Source organism: Levilactobacillus suantsaii (assembly GCF_004115745.1).
Taxonomy (GTDB): Bacteria; Bacillota; Bacilli; order Lactobacillales; family Lactobacillaceae; genus Levilactobacillus; species Levilactobacillus suantsaii.
The window spans coordinates 1-20,961 of sequence record NZ_QXIL01000026.1 but is presented as its reverse complement, the minus strand read 5'-3'; the positions used below and the strand labels follow the sequence as shown (position 1 = coordinate 20,961).

The window sequence follows — 20,961 nt, the reverse complement described above, 5'->3', positions numbered from 1 at the left end:
TAATAAATAAGTCCAAAACGTTCTAGTTAAAGTGGGCGTCCCCAACTGTGGGCCTGGTTACTACAAAAGTCACGCCACATCGGGGACGTTGGGAAACGTTGAGTTGGAATCGATTTCAGAGATTGATTCTTCACGAGGGTCAATGCTTTCGACGCATGATAGTTTAAGATATAATGGTGCTTGAAAGGAGATTGATCTACATGAAGTATGCCGAAACGAAAAAGGTATTGAACCAATTAGTTGCTGATCTCAGTCAGATGTCGATGATTATCCATCAAACCCACTGGTACATGCGGGGGACGAACTTTTTGAAGTTACACCCGTTAATGGATAAATTCATGGCAGAAATCGACGACCAATTGGATGTCATTTCGGAACGCCTGATTGCTTTAGATGGAGAACCTTATTCAACGTTACAAGAGATGGCCGACCATACTCAAATCAAAGATTGGCCTGGCGATTGGGATAAGACGACGCCAGAACGCCTGGAACACCTGGTAACGGGTTACCGTTACTTAGAAAACCTCTACCAACACGGAATTGAAGTTACGGATGATGAGAAGGACTTCAGTACGCAGGATATCTTAATTGGACTCAAGACCGCCATTGAGAAGAAGATTTGGATGGTCCAAGCCGAATTGGGTAAGGCTCCAGAGATTGATCAATAAAATAACTCAGCTTTAAAATGACTAACCAACTAGCGCTTCGTTACGGTGAAAATACCGTTAACGGAGCGCTTTTCTGTGGGGTGAAAGGAGACGGAGTATAAGGATGGTAATAAAATCAAAAATGTACTTTTAATAAATAATTTATAGTGCGTCTATTTCACCTGGGTGACGATAATTTGCTATACTGAGGCTAATCAAGGAGGGATAGTTTTGGAAAATTCAGTGTTATCGGTCCGTCACCTGACCAAGGCGTATGGGCACCGCCAGGTTCTCCATAACGTGAATTTCGATTGCCAACGGGGTCACGTGGTGGGGTTGGTTGGGGCCAACGGGGCCGGCAAAACAACAATTATGAAAGCGGTTTTAAACCTGGTGAAGTTTCAAGGGGTCGTCACTATTAATGGACAACGTGTCGGTTTTAATCATCACCGGGAACTGACTCACGTGGGCTCACTAGTGGAAGCCCCCGGATTGTACCCGTACTTGACGGGGCGGGCGAATTTGGAATTGTTTGCGGATGCGACGGCTACACAGGCACAGCGGATTCAAGAGGTCAGTCGGGCATTAGAGATTGAGACCGTGTTGGACTGTGATGTGAAGACCTATTCGGTGGGGCTCAAACAAAAGTTGGGGATTGCGCTGGCGTTAGTCAATCAACCCAGCTTGGTGATTTTAGATGAACCCATGAAGGGGTTGGATCCCCAAGCAACTAAGGCGCTTCGTGAGTTAATTGTTAAACGTCAAGCGGCGGGAACCACCTTTCTGATTTCCAGTCATATTTTGGACGAATTGCAGCGTATCGCAGAAGACTTGGTAGTGATTAACCAGGGGCGGGTGATTTGCAACACCAGTATGCGGGAGGTCTTAGCGCAAAACCAACATTTCTTAGTGATTAAGACTTTGCAGGAAGACCAAGCCGTTAGCATCTTGCGCATTGCGGGGTACCGGGTGGTCGCACGTCACCCGCTGCGGGTGAAGTTACGGGGAAAAGACGTTGTGGCCCAGATTCTACGGACGCTCACGGATCACAACATTATGATTGATGATGTGCGACATGAAGACGGCGACCTCGAGCAGTTCTTCTTACATATGCTGGACCAGCAGGAGGCGCAACATGCTTAGACTTTATCGACAAGAAATGTTCAAACTGCTACGGCATCGGGGGACCTATTTTTGCTTGGTGTTGGTCATTCTCCAAAACATTGGTTGTGCTTGGTTGAGTGATCTTTACCGGCAAACGACCCGCACGAGTGATCTGTGGGTGGCTAACTTTGCTAGTCCGTGGCTAATTACAGTCATCATGATTGCGGCCACGGCGACGACTATTGCCAGTGAAGTCGAGTTCAATACGTTGAAGGATTTGGTCACCCAAGCTTATTCCAGAGAACAGGTGCTTATCAGCAAGTGGCTGACCATGTTGACTTACTCAGTGGTCCTTTACGCGGTGATGCTTGGGACCACGTTCATTAACAAGTTCATGTGGCCAAGTAATCAGTTTGCGGTGACCGCTAGCTTTCCGGGGACACCGAGTCTCATTTGGCAAGTGTGGCTGGCCAGCACAGCCGCTAACTTCATGACCATGTGGTTATTGCTGAGCGTGGTCTTCTTGTTAGCCGTCAAGTTTAAACGAGGGGTGACGGCCGCTAGCGTTGGTGTCGTGGGTTACGTGATCTTGCTGGGCCTCAGTCGGATGACCACGCAGGCCGTTGATAAATGGGAGTTTTTGAAGTGGAACCCCCTAAACCTTTTAAACTATCCGGTACAGTTGATTACCATTTGGTTGCCAAAAGTGACGCATTTGACCAATAATCAGATGTTTATTGGCAATTTAGGGTATATTTTGGTGTTTTTAGGTCTGGGGCTTTACTTTTTTGGCAAACGGGAAGTTTAGCAAACGCCTTCGCAAAAAAACTAACAAATTGTAAGCGATTCAGGTTTTGTAATCTTTGAAATATTTGTAAAAAAGCCCAAAAATTGCACAGCTTTACATGATTGGCTAAATAATTGTAAGTAAATTCGTTGCATACTAGCACTCTTAACCAAAAATCGAGTTTCAATTGGCGACCAAGGAAAGTGAGTGCTTAGTATTTATACCCAAAAAATCAAACACGTTGTCCGCATGATCATCATCACTGCCAGTCTGGTGATTAGTTTAGGGGCTTCTTTAACAACGACGGCGCAAGCCAAGACCTACAAGACCCCTTCGTGGGGCCATTGGGATTCCCGGACGGTGACGTACAGCATGTCCGGCTCATCCAAGAGTTATAAAAAGAGTTGGAAGACCGCAATCAAGCGCTGGAATAAGACCAAGATTGTGCACCTTAAAGCAGCTAAAGCGGGTCACAAGGCCGACATTGCACTCCAGTCTTCTGCCAAACTGGATACTGATGGGGAAAAGCTCTATACGGGATTCACCAACTATTCCTTTTATCGCCACACGTCAGCTCTGAGTGAAATTGTGTCCGCTAAGTCGACCTTGAATCGGGACCTCTTAACGGATTACCATTACACGAAGAAACAACGGGCGAACGTTGCGACCCATGAACTGGGGCACGCGTTAGGCCTGAGTCATTCAAAGGACAAAAAGAGTGTAATGTACGCCAAGAACCGGTACAAGACCATTGATCATCAAGATAAAAAGGCTCTGACCAAGGCGTATGCCAACGTTTAAAAGTTTCTAAGTCAATATACTGACAGGTCCAGGAAGTTTTCCTGGGCCTTTTCCTTTTAGCGGGTTAGACGTTGGGGAAAGTCCTACCACATTATCAGCGTTTAGCCGAGGAATGGCGTATAATGAAATTATTCTAATAAGTTTTTAACTTGGAGGGGAATTTATGACTGAAACGAAACACTTTTATCAGACGTTCCAACCCACGCATTATCAGATTGCACTCGATATTAATCGGGGCACAAAACTGATTAGTGGGACATCCACGATTACGGGGGAAGCCCTGGAATCGATCATTTCTGTTCACGAAAAATACATGACGATTAACGCTGTGACGGTGGCGGGGACCGCGGTGCCTTTTACCATTGATGAACAAGCTGAGGGCTTGCATATCGATTTGGGTCAGACCGGGAAGACAACGGTCACCATCGACTTTACCGCCCCCCTGACCGATTCGATGATGGGAATTTATCCGTCTTATTACGAAGTTAACGGCGAAAAGAAGCAAATCATTGGGACCCAATTTGAGACCACGGCGGCCCGGCAGGCCTTCCCGTGTGTCGATGAACCCGAAGCTAAAGCGACTTTCGATTTAGCCATCAAGTTTGACGAACAACCGGGAGAGACGATTTTAAGCAACATGCCCGAGACCAAGACGGAAGCGGGTGTGCACTACTTTGCTACGACCAAGAAGATGTCTTCCTATCTAATCGCCTTTGCCTTTGGGGATTTGCAAAAGAAGGTCACCGAGACGAAGAGCGGTGTCAAGGTCGGCGTTTTCGCCGCCAAGGCTCACCAGGCCAATGAACTTGATTTCGCCTTGGATATTGCGAAGCGGTCCATCGAATTTTACGAGGACTTCTACCAAACGCCGTACCCGCTCCCTCATTCCTGGCAATTAGCCTTACCAGATTTTTCGGCTGGAGCGATGGAGAACTGGGGCTTGGTCACGTATCGGGAAGCTTACTTGCTGCTTGATCCGGATAACACGGCTCTCGATATGAAGCAACGGGTCGCCACGGTGATTGCCCACGAATTGGCGCATCAATGGTTCGGTGATTTGGTCACCATGAAATGGTGGGATGACCTCTGGTTGAACGAAAGCTTCGCTAACATGATGGAATACGTGGCCATCGATGCTCTGGAACCGGATTGGCACATCTGGGAGACTTTCCAGACATCTGATGCCCCAATGGCGCTCCAACGGGATGCCACTGACGGCGTCCAATCCGTCCACGTGGAAGTAGAAGATCCTGCCGAAATCGATGCCATTTTTGATAGTGCCATCGTGTACGCTAAGGGCGCACGGATGTTAGTCATGGCCCGAGCTTTAGTGGGCGACCAAGCATTGCGTCAGGGCTTAAAGGCCTACTTTGAAGCCCACCAGTATGGTAACGCTAAGGGTGCTGATTTGTGGGCCGCTTTGAGTGACGCTTCCGGCATGGATGTTGGTAGCATCATGAACACGTGGCTCGAACAACCTGGGTATCCCGTGGTCACGGCGGCCGTCAAAGACGGTCAACTGACCTTGAGTCAGGCCCAGTTCTTTATCGGTGATGGCCAAGACGCTCAGCGACAATGGAAGATTCCGTTGAACAGTAACTATGAGACGGCACCAGCTATCTTTGAGACGCCGACCGTGACGTTAGGAACGTACCAAGACTTACGGCAAAAAGCGGGCGAACCGTTCCAGGTCAACGTGGGTAACAACTCCCACTTCATTGTGAAGTATGATGACACGTTACTGACTGATATTTTAGACCACTTAGATGATTTAGACGCCATTGCGCAGTTACAAGTTCTCCAAGACCTGCGCTTGTTAGCGGATGGACGGCAGATTTCTTACGCGAAGATTGTGCCGTTACTCAGTCGATTTGCAGCAAGTGACGCAACGGTGGTCAATGCAGCGCTATACCGGATTGCTAATAATCTTAAGAAGTTCGTCACACCGGATTCCACGGAAGAGAAGGCCTTACGCGCCCTCTTCGACCAACTTAGTGCGCAACAAGTGGCGCGTTTAGGTTGGACGCCTAAGGCAACGGATACCAACGATGACCAGTTGACCCGGCCAATCGTTTTAAATGCCGCCTTGTACGCACAAAACGCCCAGGCGGTGGCGGACGCTCATGAACTGTTCACGGCAAACGCGGCACACTTAGGAACGCTACCGGCGGCCATTCGGGTCTTTGTGCTACGGAACGAAGTGCAGCATTTCGGCAACGCGACCTTATTCGACAATTTATTGAACGAGTACCGGACCTCGACGGATCCCAGCTATAAGGCAGATTTGTCGGTAGCGGTGACCGCAACGACGGACCCAACTTTGATTCACAAGTTGATTGGGGTCTTCGAAGATGCAGACACCGTCAAGCCACAAGACTTACGGTCCTGGTACCGGGGCGCCTTGGCCAACGATGCGGCCCAACAAGCGGCTTGGGACTGGTTACGAAACGACTGGCAGTGGCTAGAAGACACGGTCGGCGGCGACATGGAATTCACCACCTACATTACCGTGACGGCCGGCATTTTCCACACACCGGTTCGGTTTGCGGAGTTCAAAGCCTTCTTCAACCCGAAAATCAATACGCCGGGGATGACCCGTGAAATCAAGATGGATATCAAAATCATCGAGAGTCGCGTAAAATTAATTGAGGACGAGAAAGCAGCCGTGAATGCTTCGGTGGCGCAACAAACGCAATCTAAATAAAGATTTATGAATGTGTCGGTGACCGAGTGGTTGCCGGCACGTTTTTTGAAAACGGGAATGGGAAATGATTTGCCTTAGACCCACTCTAAGTTGGTACACTAAAGCGCGTATCAATTGACATAAGGGAGCGATTAAGATGAGTCAAGTATTAGCGATTATGACCAATGATGTTGAAGATATCGAGTATACCTCTCCCGCAGAAGCCTTAGAGGCGGCGGGCCATCACGTGACGTTGGTGGAAGATGAAGCCAATAAAACGTTGACTGGTAAGCACGGTACTACTTTTACGACGGAAAAGGGCATTGACGACATTTCAGTGGCTGACTACGACGCCTTATTGATTCCTGGTGGCTTCTCACCGGACCAATTACGGGCGGACGACCGTTATGTGGCTTTAGTCAAGGATTTCTTCCTGGCGGATAAGCCGGTCTTTTCGATTTGCCACGGCCCACAACTCTTCATCCAAACGGGTCTGGTCAAGGGGCGGACGTTAACGGCTTACACGACGGTGCGTCCTGACCTGTACTACGCGGGTGGTATCGTCAAAGATGAACCAGTCGTGATTGATCGGCACTTGATCACCAGCCGGACACCGGATGATTTACCCCAATTCAACGCCGCTATCACCAAAGAATTGGCATAGTTCTAGCGTTGAGGAAAAGGACCGAACTTGAGGAAAGTTTCCTCAGGTCCGGTCCTTTTTGGTGCACTCATCAAGCTAAACACATTTTTTCAGATGGCAGGCCAGCGATTGTCCCGCCAAGGCCGCCTGGCGTTTTTGAGCTAAACGTTGCTGCGTGTGTTGTAGCGCCGCAATTTCCTGGGTCAGCCGGGTGTCGGCTAAGGCTAAGAGTTGCAGGTAGTCCTTGGAGGAGACTTGGCCAGTGAGAATGGTCGCAATCTCCTTGATGGTTAGACCGGCTTGCCGGTAGCAGTGAATCCAATGCAAACGGTCGAGGTCGGTGGCGGAAAAGTCGCGTACGCCACTGGCCGTTCGTGGAATGGTGATGAGGCCGCGTTTTTCGTAGAATCGAATCGTGTAGGCACTGATTCCGGAAGCGGCAACGGCGTCTTTAATTTGCATGGGGCAAGCTCCTTTCACGATGTTAATCTTATCTAGTTTACGACTTCAGAGGTTGGTCCGTCAACGGGCGCAAGTTCTCCCGGGAGATAATGGAATTTGTAAGGCGTTTGACTAGGGGAACGTATGGTCGCTGTGGTAGGCTGAACCTAAGCTAAAAACAGGAGGAGAACGGGATGCGACGACAACTAGCACATTTGGGGAGCCAAGACCGCCACTTTTTTCAGGGAACCTTTGTCCGGACCGGCTACAAGAGTTACCGGGACCATTATCAGCCAACGCTACTGTTACGAGATATTTATGATGACCAGCACCGCTTGATTACGGATCACCTCTGGTTTAACTACACGTTAGGCTTTTTACAGTTAGGAGAACTGTTAGTGGGGGACCAACTTCAGTTTGCAGCCCGGGTCGCTCGATATGAGAAAGGGGCTTATTTGACTCGGCAGACAGACTATAAATTGGCGTGGCCAACGCAAGTCTGCGTAATCCGGCAAGTTAAAGGAACGCGGCAACCTGTGCCGGTGACCGACCGGCACGCATTGATTGGTTATATCATGATGCAAAATGCAGCTTTTTATCGGTTCCACGACCGACTGATTGATGATTATTACGTGGCGTCGTTTCGGCAATGGTTAGCGGCGCCGCATACGACACCAGCGCCAAAAACAGCCCCACGTCGAAATGACGGGGACTGTTCATAATCAGTGCTTAGTCGTTTAAGTTATAACGTAACTTCATGTGTTCAGAGCCCATGATGACCATGTCACCGAGTAACTTGGTTTGCCGCTTGAGCGACTCCGCGGCCAATTGGTCGTTAGCCTGAGCCAAGAAAGCCGTTGGGTCAGCTTGATCAGCAATGGCAGCATCGGTATCGTTTTGAATCTTACGGTAAGCGCCCATGGCTTCTAGAGCAAAAGTATTGCGGAAGTCGACATAGAGATCGTAATCGGTATCCCCTAAGAGGGCCGTGGTGCAACTGAGCCAGTACATATCGTTAAGGTTGAAGTTACCGTCGGCATTCTTGTAACTGGCCGGGGTATCGTTAACGTTAGCGTAGAAGGGCACTACTGTGTTGAAGGTGTTGGCACCGAAGGCTAACCAGTGGATACCGGCAACGGTTGCAGGCACGTTGTTTCGGATTTGTAAGATATGCACGTCGTGGTTCCGGTTGATACCAATTGGTCGGAATAAAGTCTTGTCGGTTTCGGAACCAGATCCGTACGGGTCATACTTGGTGTTTTCAAAATGGGAACTCAAAACGAACTTCACGTCTTCGATACTAATCTTGCGGTTAGCATGGCAGATGAAGGGTAAGTCCTGTTCCATCGGGTCCTGGGTAACGTCTGGGGTGAAGTATTTTTGACCGAACCATGCCCGCGGGTTGTTGTAAACTGTGTCCTTAATCGTGGCACTGCCAAAGATGTGGCGTAGGTTGACTTGATCAAAATCAGGATTCAAATTGTATTGGTCAATCATCGCCTGCAAGTCCGCGGAAGCCAACGTGTCGTCGGCATCGAAATCGAACGTATCGATGTTCATCCGGTTAGGGGCGACCACGTAAGCATCATCGGGGATGCGCTTAGCCGCCCAATGGTGACCACCGATGGTCTCTAACCACCAAACGTCGTCGTGGTCGGAAAAGGCAATTCCGTTAGGTTCGTAAGTCCCGTATTTTTCTAACAGGGCGCCGAGACGTTCGACCCCTTCTTTGGCACTGTGGATGTAAGGCAGAACCAAGGTTACCAGGTCTTCTTCGCCAATCCCACCATCAACGTAAGGGTCGATCCCCATCACACGGGAATTAGTAGTGATGGTTTCCGTGGCGGACATTGCCACGTTGTCGCTATTGATGCCGGCTGCCGGCCAGATACCGTTGGTCAGAATAGAATTAGGAATGGAAGTATACCGTAACGGGTTGTCCGGCAACTCAACTTGAACTTTGCTGATGACAGATTGATAGTGGCGCGGTTGGTCGGCGGGGTTAACCACGACAAACCGTTCGGGGTCGAGCGCTTCATGACCGTCATCGTTACGTGAGATGATAGTTGAACCGTCGATGGAGGCCTTTTTTCCCACTAAGATCGTGGTGCAGGAACCTTTAATACGCTTAGTCATAACATGCGACACTCCTTTGTTAAGTTAACCTGTATTATAGCATTAGTCGGAGCTGAACACGAATCACCCTGTAGACTGCGGGACTATGATTTCTTGCATTCAGTTCGGATAGTTCGTAGACTGAAAGGGTAGTTTGTTTACAACTGTAAAGGAGCGATGAGTAATGGGAAAGAAAATTGTGATTGTGGGTGGTGTTGCTGGTGGGGCCTCGGTGGCGGCACGGGCGCGCCGATTAGATGAAACGGCTGAAATTACGATGTATGAACGGGGACCGTACGTGTCGTTTTCGAACTGTTCGTTACCGTACTACCTCTCACGGACTGTGGCTGACGCAACAGATTTGGTGATGATGTCACCAGGACAATTCAAGGCTCAATATAACGTCGACGCCGTGGTCAACCATGAGGTAACGGCCATTGACCCGGTTAACCGAACGGTGCACGTTAAAAATCGGGTTACCGGAAAAACGCAAACAACTGCTTACGACGATCTTTTCTTAGCCCCCGGGGCGACCCCGTTACGACCACAAAATTTACGGGGCAGTGACCAGGGACATGTCTTTACGTTGCGCACGGTTCCTGATGTCACGCATTTTGATGATTACTTAACGACTCAGAAAGTGCGCGACGTGGCGATTGTAGGTGCCGGTGCTATTGGCTTGGAAGTCACTGAAAATCTGACCCGGGCCGGCTATCATGTCACCCTGGTTGATCAAAAGAATCAGGCCTTAGCAGGGATGCTGGATAGTGATCTCGCTCAGTTGGTGCATAAGCAACTGCTGGACCACCACGTGGATTTACAGCTAGGCCAAGCAGTTAGTCAAATTACAACGACTACGGTAGACCTAGCAGATGGCACACAGATTCCGGCCCAAGCCGTTCTTTTGGCGTTAGGTGTTCAGCCCAACACAACTCTGGCCGCAAAGGCGGGTGCCAAGTTGGGGACGACCGGTGCGATTCAGGTCAATCAGCACTACCAGACTAGTTTACCGCATGTCTATGCTATTGGGGATGCTGTAGAACTCACCAGTGCATTGACACATCAGCCAACGCAATTAACGTTGGCATTGCCAGCTCAAATGGCGGCTCGCCGGGCTGTTGATCACGTTTACGGTCGGCCAGTACGGACCCGCGGGGTATTGGGCTCCCAGTTAGTTCCGGTCTTTGAATTGGAAGCTGCCGCGACGGGATTGACGGAAGCAGCGGCAAAGGCGGCGCACTTAGCTGTTCGCAGTGCATTGGTCATTCCAAGCGATAAAGTCGATTTACTTCCCAATGCTCACCATCTATATTTGAAGGTGTTGTTTGCGCCCATGACTGGCACGGTGTTAGGTGCCCAAGGTATCGGCAAGACTATTGACCGGCAAATCGACGTGATTGCGACGGTGATGGCTCAACACGGGACCGTTGAAGATCTGGCTGACTTAGAATTGGCTTACCAGCCGACGGTCAGTCCAGCAAAGAATGCGGTGGTCGTGGCTGGCTTAGTTGCCACAAATCTGCTCAACGACGAATATCACCAGGTCGATGTGCGCCAAGTTCCGGAATTAGTGGCCCATGATGCGTTGATTATCGATGTCCGAGAACCCGGTGAATTTGCCAACGGGCACGTCAAAGGGGCTCGTAATATTCCGATGAGCCAATTCCGGCAACGGCTGGCCGAGATTCCCCATAACCAGCCAGTCTATCTCCACTGTGCGACGGGAAAACGCAGTTATAACGTGACCCGGGCATTGCAAAATTTGGGTTACACCAACGTTTTCAATATTGCGGGATCGTTCAATGCCATTTGTGAAACTACCTATTTTCAGGACGTGACCACCCAGCGGACGCCCATCGTGACGGCTTACCATTTCGATTTATAAATCAACGCGTTATAGGAAGAGAAAGGGTGGGCTTGATTGACTGGTGGTTGTCCTCAGTAGCGATTGCCGGTAAAATAGATTCACTGATTACAATAAAGGAGCGCTTTTTAGGATGGATTTAGCGGCGGCCCAAGGGGTCTTGAAGACAACTTTTGGATACGATGATTTTCGGCCAGGACAACGGGCAGTGCTGACCCACGTTTTTGCGGGGGACAACACGTTAGCCATCATGCCTACGGGGGGTGGAAAATCACTGTGTTATCAAATCCCGGCATTGTTGTTTGACGGTATCACGGTGGTGGTCTCACCTCTGATTTCCTTGATGAAGGACCAAGTCGACGCGCTCAATGATGGTGGCGTCCCGGCAACTTACATCAACAGTAGCCTGGATTGGCCCGCCATCCAAGATCGGTTAGCGGCGTTACATCGAGGAGATTACAAACTCCTTTACGTCGCTCCAGAACGGTTGGAGTCAACGGCTTTTTTACAGGCGTTGGGCCAACTTCCCGTTGATTTATTGGCGGTGGATGAAGCCCATTGTATTTCTCAATGGGGGCATGATTTCCGGCCCAGTTATTTGGCGTTAAGTACGGTTATCCAACAATTGCCAACCCACCCACAAGTTTTGGCATTGACGGCCACCGCGACGGAACAGGTTGCGACAGATATTTGTCAACAACTTGGGATTGCGGCTGATAATGAGGTCAACACGGGATTTGAACGTAATAACCTTAATTTGACCGTGGTCAAAAATCAGGATACGGACCGCTACGTTCTGGATTATTTGCACGTCAATGCTGATGCGGACGGGATTATTTATGCCAGTACGCGTAAGGAAGTCGATCGGTTGACCGCCTTACTGAGTAAACGCAAGATTAAGGTCGCCAAGTATCATGCGGGACTTACAGATGAGGTGCGCCGGCAAAACCAGGAAGACTTTTTGTACGACCGGGTGCAAGTGATGGTGGCGACCAACGCCTTTGGCATGGGAATCGATAAGAGCAACGTTCGGTTTGTGATTCACGCACAGGTTCCAGGAACGCTTGAGGCGTACTATCAAGAGGCGGGGCGGGCCGGTCGAGACGGCTTGCCGAGTGAGGCCATCTTGCTTTACCGTGCCCAGGACCTCCAGATTCAACATTTCTTCATTGACCAGTCAGAAATGGATGAGGTGCATAAGCAGCGGGCCTACCAGAAACTACAGGTTATGAGTCAGTACGCCAATACGCAGGGGTGTTTACAGCAATTTATTTTGGCTTATTTCGGGGAGCAGTCCCAACCTTGTGGCCGGTGTAGTAATTGTCAAGATGACCGTGAAGCCCAGGACGTCACGACCGATACGCAAAAGGTTTTATCTTGTGTGATTCGGTTGCGTTCCCGCTATGGTAAGGGCATCGTCGCCCAAGTTTTGACGGGCGCTAAGAACAAACGGATCTTGGACCAACAACTCGATCAGCTGCCGACGTACGGCATTATGAAAAATCAACGCCAGAAGAGTGTCGGTGAACTTATTGATTTCTTGACGGCTACCGGTTATTTGCAAAGCGTGGGTGGCCAGTACCCCACATTGCAAGTTACCCAACTAGGAATTAGAGTCCTCAAGGGCGAGCAGACAGTCTACCGAAAGATGGCTCGGCAAGCACAACGATTGACGCCTGAAGACGATGCCATGTTTGATCAGTTGCGGACGTTACGGCGTGATTTAGCAGAACAACAGCATCTCCCGCCATTCGTCATTTTCTCTGACCGGGCGTTACATGATATGTGTACGATTCTCCCGCAGACGGCTCCAGAGTTTTTAACCGTTCGCGGGGTTGGGCAAAGTAAGCTGGAGAAGTATGGGGAAGCCTTTATGGCGGTAATACGGGAGATTAATCATTAATAAGGCTATTTAGTTAGATAAGCCGACGGTTTGATGGATAAGATTCATTAAGCCGCCGGTTTAATTTAGCCCAAATTAACAGCAAAAGATATTGATACTTTTTTCACAATAAAGGCTACTTTAACCCTATTTTTGATTTATCCAGATGATTTTTAGTTAAACGATTTATTAGGATAATGGTAAGTCCAGATAATAACATATATGTTCATAATAGCTGCAAATTAGTAAATTTAAGCGTAAATACAATCATGTATAGGTTTATATAAGCCGATAAATATCTTAAAAGTAATCAAAATGCTATTGACGAGTGATTATGTAAGCGCTATCATAAACATTGTTAAAAGAATTACTAAATGAGTTATTGAAGGAGGGATAGTATGAAGATTAATCTTCAAGCCGATCCAGGAACGCCCGTTAAATTAAGCAAGTATTTGCAAGGCCAATTTTCGGAACATCTTGGTCGAGGCATTTACGGCGGCCTCTGGGTCGGCAAAGACAGTGATATTCCCAACGTCAATGGGTTACGGTCCGATGTGATTGATGCGTTGAAGCGGCTCCACGTACCAGTACTTCGATGGCCTGGCGGGTGCTTCGCCGATGAGTATCACTGGCGGGACGGTATCGGTGACCCGGCCAAACGCCGTAAGATTGTGAATAACAATTGGGGTGGGACCACGGAAGATAATTCCTTTGGGACCCATGAATTCTTCGAGCTTTGTCGGCAATTAGGTACCGAAGCCTATATTAATTGTAACGTTGGCAGTGGGACGGTTCAAGAAATGGCGGATTGGGTCGAGTACATGACCGCGTCCGGTGAATCGACCATGGCTGAACTACGTGCACAAAACGGGCACCCGGAACCGTGGGCCGTGAAATTCTTAGGCATTGGTAACGAAACTTGGGGTGGTGGCGGCAACATGCGACCCGAGTACTATGCCGATGTTTATCGTCAATTTCAGACTTTCGTCCGGCAATACGGGCAACATCCAATTTATAAAATTGCGTGTGGCCCCAACATCGATGATTTCAATTGGACGAACGTCCTGATGGCGAACGCGGGGCCGTACATGGATGGGCTTAGTTTACACCACTATGCATTAACTGATTTGTGGGAGCATAAGGGTGATGCCATCGACTTTACCGATGATGAATGGCGATCCTTACTTAACAGTGCTAAGAAGATGGACTACCTAATTCATGAACATTCGGTACGCATGAATCGGTATGACCCCGAACACCGAGTTGACTTGATTGTCGATGAATGGGGCTCATGGTTCAAGGAACAAGCTGGGACGAATCCCGCCTTTCTTTATCAGCAGAATACGTTGCGAGATGCGATGGTAGCAGCGACGACTTTAAACATATTCAACAAACACGCGGAACGGGTCCACATGGCCAACATCGCACAGATGGTGAACGTGTTACAGTCAATGGTCTTAACCGATGACGACAAAATGTTGTTGACCCCAACCTACTTTGTCTTTCTAATGTATCGGTTCCACCAAGGTGCCCAACGATTAGCAGCGTATAACAGTCAGGGAAGCGACGTCAGCTACACGATTTCCGAAAAGGATGGTGAGGATATCTTATCGTTCTGCAACACCAGTCTGACAGCCAATGATTCAGTTGAAATCAACTTTCCAGCGGACCTGGGTGACGTGACCTATGCACAAATTCTGCATGAGGAGCAGGCTAATGCGCACAACACGTTTGAGGACCCAGACCGTGTCCAACTTAAGTCCTTTGATCAGGTACAAGTCCAAGGGCGGACGGTTTATTGCCAGTTACCAAATATGAGTGTTGTGACGGTGAAGATTCAGAAGAAGTAAGTCATATTAGTTTAAAGCGAAAAGGTGGTCAGACATGTCAAGTGTATCGCTGGAACACATTTATAAAAAATACGACGGTAGTGACGAATACAGTGTGACCGACTTCAACCTGGAAGTTAAAGATAAGGAATTCATCGTCTTCGTTGGGCCTTCCGGTTGTGGAAAGTCTACGACGTTGCGGATGATTTCAGGGTTGGAGGAAATTACGAAAGGGACCTTGAAGATTAATGGCGAGGTAGCCAACACCAAGGCCCCGAAAGACCGAGACATCGCGATGGTCTTTCAAAACTACGCGCTTTACCCCCATATGACGGTGTACCAAAACATGGCCTTTGGGTTGAAGATGCGGAAGTACGATAAAGATCAGATTGATAAGCGGGTAAAGCACGCGGCGACCATTTTGGGGTTGACCGAATTCCTGCCCAAGCGTCCCAGTGCTTTGTCCGGTGGGCAACGGCAACGGGTCGCCTTAGGACGGGCAATTGTCCGTGATGCGCCAATCTTCTTGATGGACGAACCACTGTCTAACTTGGATGCCAAGTTGCGGGTCTCCATGCGGACCGAAATTGCCCGGTTACACCGTTCGTTGGATACGACGACGATTTATGTCACTCATGACCAGACAGAGGCCATGACGATGGCGGACCGTATCGTAGTCATGAAGGACGGCGCGGTTCAGCAAATTGGGACACCTGCCGAAGTATACGATAACCCAGTCAACGTCTTTGTTGGTGGCTTTATTGGAGCTCCGCCAATGAATTTCTTTACTTTGGATTTTGACGGTAAATATTTAACGGATAAAAAGAATGGAATTCAGCTATTATTACGGACAGAACAAGCCCGGAAGTTAATCCAGAGAGGTTACGAAGGGAAGTCAATCATTCTAGGAATTCGTCCGGAAAATATTCGTGTGGATAAAGAATTCGTGGTGGCACATCCAGATACGACCATCAACGGTGAAATTGTGGTTTCGGAATTATTAGGGAATGAATCACAACTTTACTGCAAGGTAAACGATAAGAACTATATTGCTAAAGTTAATGCCCGTGATCATGAGGAGCCGGGCACTAAAAAGGTTGCCAGTTTTGATTTAGATAGGGTTCATTTCTTCGATCCAGAGACTGAATTAGTCCTTAAATAACTCAAAGGGGAGAAACAATATTATGAAAACACATAGTTGGAAAAAGTTGTCCGTTTTAGCAATAGCCGTATTGGCAGCGCTTTCCTTGACCGAATGTGGGAACAGCAATAAGAGTTCCAGCGGTAGTTCTTCGAAGACGACCACCATTACTTTTTGGAATGGGTTTACGGCCTCTGACGGGACAAACTTAAAGAAAATCGTGGCAGACTATAACAAGACAAATAAAGACCACGTTAAGGTCAAGATGGACCAAATGAGTTGGGATAACTTCAACGAAAAGTTACCAACGGCCATCACGGCAAAAAAGGCACCTGACTTTGTAGCGATGAATTATGGTGACATGGCGGGTTATGTACATAACGGTACCATGAAAGACATGTCGAATTTCTACAACTACAAGGGCGTTGATAAGTCTAACTTTGAAAAATCAGCGGTTAACATGGGGAAGATTAATGGCAAGTCCTACTTCATCCCAATGCAAGTTCAAGGAAACTATCTGTACTGGAACAAGGATCTTTACAAGAAGGCTGGCATCAACCCTAACAGTAAAGTTAAGACGATTGCCCAGTACATGAATTACGCTAAGCGCATTAAAGCCTTAGGTAACGGTGTTCAGGGGACTTACTGGTCTGACTTTGCGCAATGGTCACTGGTTTACGGTGGGTCAATTCTAAACAAGTCGGAAACGAAGTCGACCATCAACAACGCGGCTAACCGGAAAGTGCTGAATCAATTCCGTCAAATGATGTACGTTGAAAAGTTAGGGAACCCAAGTACCCAAGGGGTTGCCGTTGATAACCTAATGTTTGCCGGTAAGTTAGGTTTGGAAGTCAGTGGTCCATGGCTGAACGAAGGGATGATCAAGAACAAGATCAATTATGGGGTTACACAGTTCCCAACCTTGGAAAAGAATGGGAAGAAGCAAGCTTGGTTAGCCGGGGTTGGTTTTGGGATTCCATCCAGTACTGATGACAGTAAGACCAAAGCTATTTACTCCTTCGTGAAGTACTGGAACTCCAAGAAGATCAGTAAGCGTTGGAGCCAAGAAAACAAGTGTGCGCCATATCTGAAGGACGTTGCGGCTGATAAACAAATTAAGAATGATCCAGTTATTTCTGAATTGGCTAAGCAAACCAGTTATTCTAAGGTTATGTGGTCTGGTAATGTTCACGCATCTGACATTACAAATAATGTTATTACCCCAATGTGCAACAAGGTTGTGACGGGGAGTGATGTTAATACACAATTGAAGCTGGCTGATAAGAAGATCAATAAGATCCTGAAAGATAATAATTAGTTCGCCATAATCCTAGTAATTAGGGTTAAACGACCGATTTTATACACTGATGCCAACGAATGGTTATCAGTGTATAAAATTATACCGAACATTTTGGGAGGGAAGTTGTTATTATGGAAAATACATCCAGATGGTCCCGGATAAAGACGTACTGGAATCAGCCCAAACACGTCGGTTATCTCTTCATCCTACCGTCATTAATTGCCCTACTGATTTTTGCGTTTATTCCAGTAGTTATTGGACTCGGGATGAGTTTCTTCGACGTCAACATTTTCTTCAATGGTACGAAATTCGTTGGGCTACAAAATTTTGTTCATTTCTTTTCGGACACGCGGGCGGTTAACTCAATCTGGCACACAGTTTACTTTACCGTGCTAGAAACACCCGTTCAAATCTTAGTTGGGGTCCTGTGCGCGGCAGCCCTAGCTCGAAATACCCGGTTCAACCGGTTCTGCCGGTCAACCTTCTATATCCCAGTTGTGTGTTCCTTAACTGCGATTGGGTTAGTCTTCAACATGTTGCTTGATCCGAACATTGGCCTTTTCCCTCATTTATTGAAGGAAATTGGGATGACGTCACCGGATTTCTTCGGTGATGCTCACTGGGCCATGCCAACGATTGCTTTTCTGACTGTTTGGAAGAGTTTCGGGGTCACGATGATCATCATGTTGACGGCCGTTCAGGCCATTTCGCCGAGTCTTTACGAATCGGCTGAAATGGATGGCGCGAGTCGGATGCAACAATTCTTCCATGTTACGATTCCACAATGTGTGCCCGCTTTAGGGTTCTGCGTGTTGACGAATTTAACGGGTTCCATGCAGGTCTTTGACCAAATCTTCGTCACGACCGGTGGGGGACCAAACTTTAAAACCGAATCTACGGTGCAGTACATCTATAATCGTGGGTTTGCGGCACCTTATGAACTAGGCTACGCCTCGACGGTTGCGACGGTTCTGTTTGTCATCATCGCGATTCTAGCGGTCGGGTCGAACCTGTACATGACGCATAAAGAAAACCAAATGAGATAGGAGGGGAATCAGTCTTATGAAACGAACAAATAAACATTCGGTTCTATCGAATATTTTACTGATTATCGTGTTGATTTCGGTTGTTTTCCCATTCCTGTGGGTACTGGTTAGTTCCTTTAAGAACGAAGCGGATATCATCAACTATCCACCGAAGATGTTTGCCGGGCATTACACGCTGGCAAATTATGTCGACATTTGGAAAACTATCCCGATGACGCGTTACATCATCAATACCATGATTTACGCGGTGGGGGTCTGCGTTATCTCCATCACATTGGATTCGTTTTCGGGTTATGCCTTAGCGCGGATGCGATTCCGTGGCCGGACGTTCTTCTACTACGTGGTCATGGTTACCATGTTCATCCCGTTTGCCATTACCATGATTCCACTGTTTATGGAATTAAGTGAGTTTGGGATGATCAACACTTATCCCGGGTTAATCATACCGCATGCGACGACGGCCTTTGGGATCTTCATGATGCGTTCCTTCTTCGTGGGGCTCCCGGAAGACTTAGCCGAAGCGGCGCGGCTGGACGGCCTGAATGAATTTCAGATTTACTTCCGGATTATGTTACCGTTGGCGAAGCCCCAGTTGATCACGCTGGCCATCTTTAGTTTGATGGGCAGTTGGAACGACCTGCTGTACCCAATGTTAATGACCACGGACCAGAGTATGCGGACGTTAGCCGCTGGGTTAGCCTTAATTGGTGGCCAACACATTACCTACTATGGGCCAGTGATGGCGGGGACCATTATCTCCATGCTGCCACTGTTTATCATTTACATGTTCGCCCAGAAGTACTTTATCCAAGGTTCAGCTATGTCAGGAATGAAGGAATAAACCATGATGAAATACTCAGATGGCCCAATTGCAACGTCACTTGCAGTTTTATGGGATTACGTTGTCTTGGCGGCAATGTTGATCGTTGTCAGTTTACCAATCGTCACGTTCGGGTGTACCTTTCACGCGACCTTGCGGGTTGTGAACGATTTTCGGGTCACCGGGCATGGTGCTGCCGTTAGTTCGCTATTCTTTAAATACTTACGTGAACAATGGCTTTGGTACACCGTTACCTTCATCATTGGGGCGTTATCGGTGACTACCAGTCTAATCAACCTCAAGACACTTGCGTCATCCAGCTTGGTCAACACTTTGCTGGGAAGTGTGATGTTGATCTTGGCCGTACTGGTCACTGGAATTTGGTTCTGTATTCAGGTGATTGGGGTTTACGAACGTGTTAAACCCATTAAATCTTTGAAAACAGCGCTGGTGTTCTTTATCTTAAATTTACCCAAGAATTTAGGGGTATTCGTGCTAACTAGCGCTCTGTGCTACATTTTAGCGGTTTTACCGTTGAGTTTTCCGGTCGTTTTAATCGTACTGGATATCGTTTGGACCCGCTATTTAGGGACCGCCAAACGGTACAGCCAACGGGCCCAGCAAATTGTGGCGCAGTAGTCATGAGCTTTTAAACCTAGTTGATGGTATTATAAGTTCAAAGTGGTAGATATAGATAAAGACCAAAAACGAGACTAGGTGATTTATTTTCGGTATTTATCGGGAGTGAAGCACCTAGTTTTATTGGTCTTCAAATGAAAACACACCGTGGATGCGGCATAAAATGATGGCAGGGGGATTTTTACAATGGACGTGGATATTACTGAAAAATCAATTCCAGTGTTTACAGCGCTGGATAGCCCGGTGCGGCTAAAAATTATTAATTTGTTATCTAAAAACAAGATGAACGTTAAAGAAATTTCGCAGGCGTTGCATTTAAGTAGCACGATCACTATCATGCATTTAAATAAACTGGAAGCAGCGAACATCATCCACACCGAAAAACAGGGGACCCGGCGAATCTCTAGCTTACGGGTGGATAATATCAACGTTAGTTTTCCCAAGCAGCTTTACGTGCCGTACGACTTCAAGGAGATCGAGGTCCCCGTAGGTCAGTATACGGAGTATGACGTGAAACCATCTTGTGGTCTCGCCGGCCAACACGGCTTCATTGGAAAAGTCGATAATCCGAAATACTTTATGACGCCCGACCGGGATAAGGCGGGAATGGTGTGGTTTTCTAAAGGGTACGTCGAGTACCAGATTCCTAATTTTATTGAAGACCAACAACACGTTGAAATGATTGAGATTTCGTTGGAGTTAGGCTCAGAATTTCCCTTTTCGAATAACAATTGGAAATCGGATCTCTTCTTAACCCTCAATGGCAAAGAAATCGGCTACTGGGAAAGTCCCGGTGATTTTTCCGATACGCGGGGGCGGTTGACCCCCAGTTGGGTCTACGATGATATGAACCAGTATGGTATCTTGAAACTCTTTCGAGTCTCCAAGCACGGGTCATTTATCGATGGCCACTACGCGAGTGATACGTTAATCTCTGACTTGGATCTGTCGGGGGATTCTTGGACGCTGCGCATCGGGGTCAAACCCAATGCCAATTACGTTGGCGGGTGCACCATCTTTGGCCGGCAATTCGGGAATCATGATCAGGGCATCAAATGCAAGATTTATTACAGTAGCGAAGATGACTAGAGTACTTGCAATGAGTGCTCATCTGAGAGTGACGAATTGTCAAATCAAGTGTAACTTTTTACCGAAGAAAACTTCAGATGGTGTCTTCCAGCCTAAGACCTTACGGGGGCGATTATTTAAATTCCTGACA

At 47.9% G+C, this 20,961-nt stretch carries 18 protein-coding genes; 16 read left to right on the top strand and 2 right to left on the bottom strand.

The genetic code is table 11. The features are described 5' to 3' along the window. The first annotated feature begins 200 nt into the window (after window positions 1–200). The 6 genes from DXH47_RS10050 to DXH47_RS10025 all read left to right on the top strand — a co-directional run bounded on the left by DXH47_RS10050 (window position 201) and on the right by DXH47_RS10025 (window position 6,686). The gene (locus tag DXH47_RS10050; RefSeq protein WP_129033189.1) at window positions 201–668 is read left to right on the top strand and encodes a Dps family protein; all 468 of its coding nucleotides are present in this window, start codon (window positions 201–203) and stop codon (window positions 666–668) included. A 210-nt stretch (window positions 669–878) separates the two neighbouring features. Beyond that, window positions 879–1,790 carry an ATP-binding cassette domain-containing protein gene (locus DXH47_RS10045; RefSeq protein WP_129033188.1) on the top strand — a complete coding sequence of 304 codons (912 nt, stop codon included), beginning with the start codon at window positions 879–881 and terminating at the stop codon, window positions 1,788–1,790. Continuing rightward, window positions 1,783–2,559, top strand: coding sequence for an ABC transporter permease (locus DXH47_RS10040; RefSeq protein WP_170955004.1), 777 nt, complete (start codon window positions 1,783–1,785; stop codon window positions 2,557–2,559). The genes DXH47_RS10045 and DXH47_RS10040 overlap by 8 nt, the downstream gene beginning before the upstream one ends. Window positions 2,560–2,745: 186 nt before the next feature. Beyond that, on the top strand, window positions 2,746–3,339 hold the full coding sequence (locus DXH47_RS10035) for a matrixin family metalloprotease (RefSeq protein WP_225423565.1): 594 nt from the start codon (window positions 2,746–2,748) through the stop codon (window positions 3,337–3,339). A gap of 163 nt (window positions 3,340–3,502) precedes the next feature. After that, entirely contained in the window at window positions 3,503–6,043 is a 2,541-nt protein-coding gene (locus DXH47_RS10030) for a M1 family metallopeptidase (RefSeq protein ID WP_129033186.1), read from the top strand. 136 nt (window positions 6,044–6,179) lie between these two features. Beyond that, window positions 6,180–6,686, top strand: coding sequence for a type 1 glutamine amidotransferase domain-containing protein (locus DXH47_RS10025; protein WP_129033185.1), 507 nt, complete (start codon window positions 6,180–6,182; stop codon window positions 6,684–6,686). A 75-nt stretch (window positions 6,687–6,761) separates the two neighbouring features. On the opposite strand, the gene DXH47_RS10020 is transcribed toward DXH47_RS10025, so the two are convergent. Continuing rightward, the gene (locus DXH47_RS10020; protein WP_129033184.1) at window positions 6,762–7,127 is read right to left on the bottom strand and encodes a MerR family transcriptional regulator; all 366 of its coding nucleotides are present in this window, start codon (window positions 7,125–7,127) and stop codon (window positions 6,762–6,764) included. Between the two features lie 173 nt (window positions 7,128–7,300). Between DXH47_RS10020 and DXH47_RS10015 the strand changes: the two genes are divergently transcribed. Next, window positions 7,301–7,828 (top strand): hypothetical protein, encoded by a 528-nt coding sequence (locus DXH47_RS10015; RefSeq protein ID WP_129033183.1) that lies wholly within the window; start codon window positions 7,301–7,303, stop codon window positions 7,826–7,828. A gap of 7 nt (window positions 7,829–7,835) precedes the next feature. Here the strand turns inward: DXH47_RS10015 and DXH47_RS10010 are convergent, their stop codons facing one another. Further along, window positions 7,836–9,242 carry a C69 family dipeptidase gene (locus tag DXH47_RS10010; protein WP_129033182.1) on the bottom strand — a complete coding sequence of 469 codons (1,407 nt, stop codon included), beginning with the start codon at window positions 9,240–9,242 and terminating at the stop codon, window positions 7,836–7,838. Between the two features lie 163 nt (window positions 9,243–9,405). On the opposite strand from DXH47_RS10010, the gene DXH47_RS10005 reads away from it, so the two are divergent. The 9 genes from DXH47_RS10005 (at window position 9,406) to DXH47_RS09965 (ending at window position 20,831) form a co-directional block, all read left to right on the top strand. Further along, entirely contained in the window at window positions 9,406–11,106 is a 1,701-nt protein-coding gene (locus tag DXH47_RS10005; protein WP_129033181.1) for an FAD-dependent oxidoreductase, read from the top strand. A gap of 112 nt (window positions 11,107–11,218) precedes the next feature. Then, a complete protein-coding gene (gene recQ / locus DXH47_RS10000; RefSeq protein ID WP_129033180.1) occupies window positions 11,219–12,988 on the top strand; it encodes a DNA helicase RecQ in 1,770 nt (589 codons plus the stop codon). A 377-nt stretch (window positions 12,989–13,365) separates the two neighbouring features. After that, window positions 13,366–14,817: an alpha-N-arabinofuranosidase gene (locus tag DXH47_RS09995; protein ID WP_129033179.1), complete on the top strand. Its 1,452-nt coding sequence runs from the start codon at window positions 13,366–13,368 to the stop codon at window positions 14,815–14,817. A 34-nt stretch (window positions 14,818–14,851) separates the two neighbouring features. Further along, entirely contained in the window at window positions 14,852–15,958 is a 1,107-nt protein-coding gene (locus DXH47_RS09990; protein WP_129033178.1) for an ABC transporter ATP-binding protein, read from the top strand. Between the two features lie 22 nt (window positions 15,959–15,980). Continuing rightward, on the top strand, window positions 15,981–17,255 hold the full coding sequence (locus DXH47_RS09985) for an extracellular solute-binding protein (RefSeq protein ID WP_129033177.1): 1,275 nt from the start codon (window positions 15,981–15,983) through the stop codon (window positions 17,253–17,255). A gap of 113 nt (window positions 17,256–17,368) precedes the next feature. Then, window positions 17,369–18,283, top strand: coding sequence for a carbohydrate ABC transporter permease (locus DXH47_RS09980; protein ID WP_129033176.1), 915 nt, complete (start codon window positions 17,369–17,371; stop codon window positions 18,281–18,283). Window positions 18,284–18,299: 16 nt separating this feature from the next. Continuing rightward, entirely contained in the window at window positions 18,300–19,124 is an 825-nt protein-coding gene (locus DXH47_RS09975; protein WP_129033175.1) for a carbohydrate ABC transporter permease, read from the top strand. A gap of 6 nt (window positions 19,125–19,130) precedes the next feature. Then, window positions 19,131–19,742 carry a hypothetical protein gene (locus tag DXH47_RS09970; protein WP_129033174.1) on the top strand — a complete coding sequence of 204 codons (612 nt, stop codon included), beginning with the start codon at window positions 19,131–19,133 and terminating at the stop codon, window positions 19,740–19,742. Window positions 19,743–19,928: 186 nt separating this feature from the next. Continuing rightward, on the top strand, window positions 19,929–20,831 hold the full coding sequence (locus tag DXH47_RS09965; protein ID WP_129033173.1) for an ArsR/SmtB family transcription factor: 903 nt from the start codon (window positions 19,929–19,931) through the stop codon (window positions 20,829–20,831). Window positions 20,832–20,961: the final 130 nt, after the last annotated feature.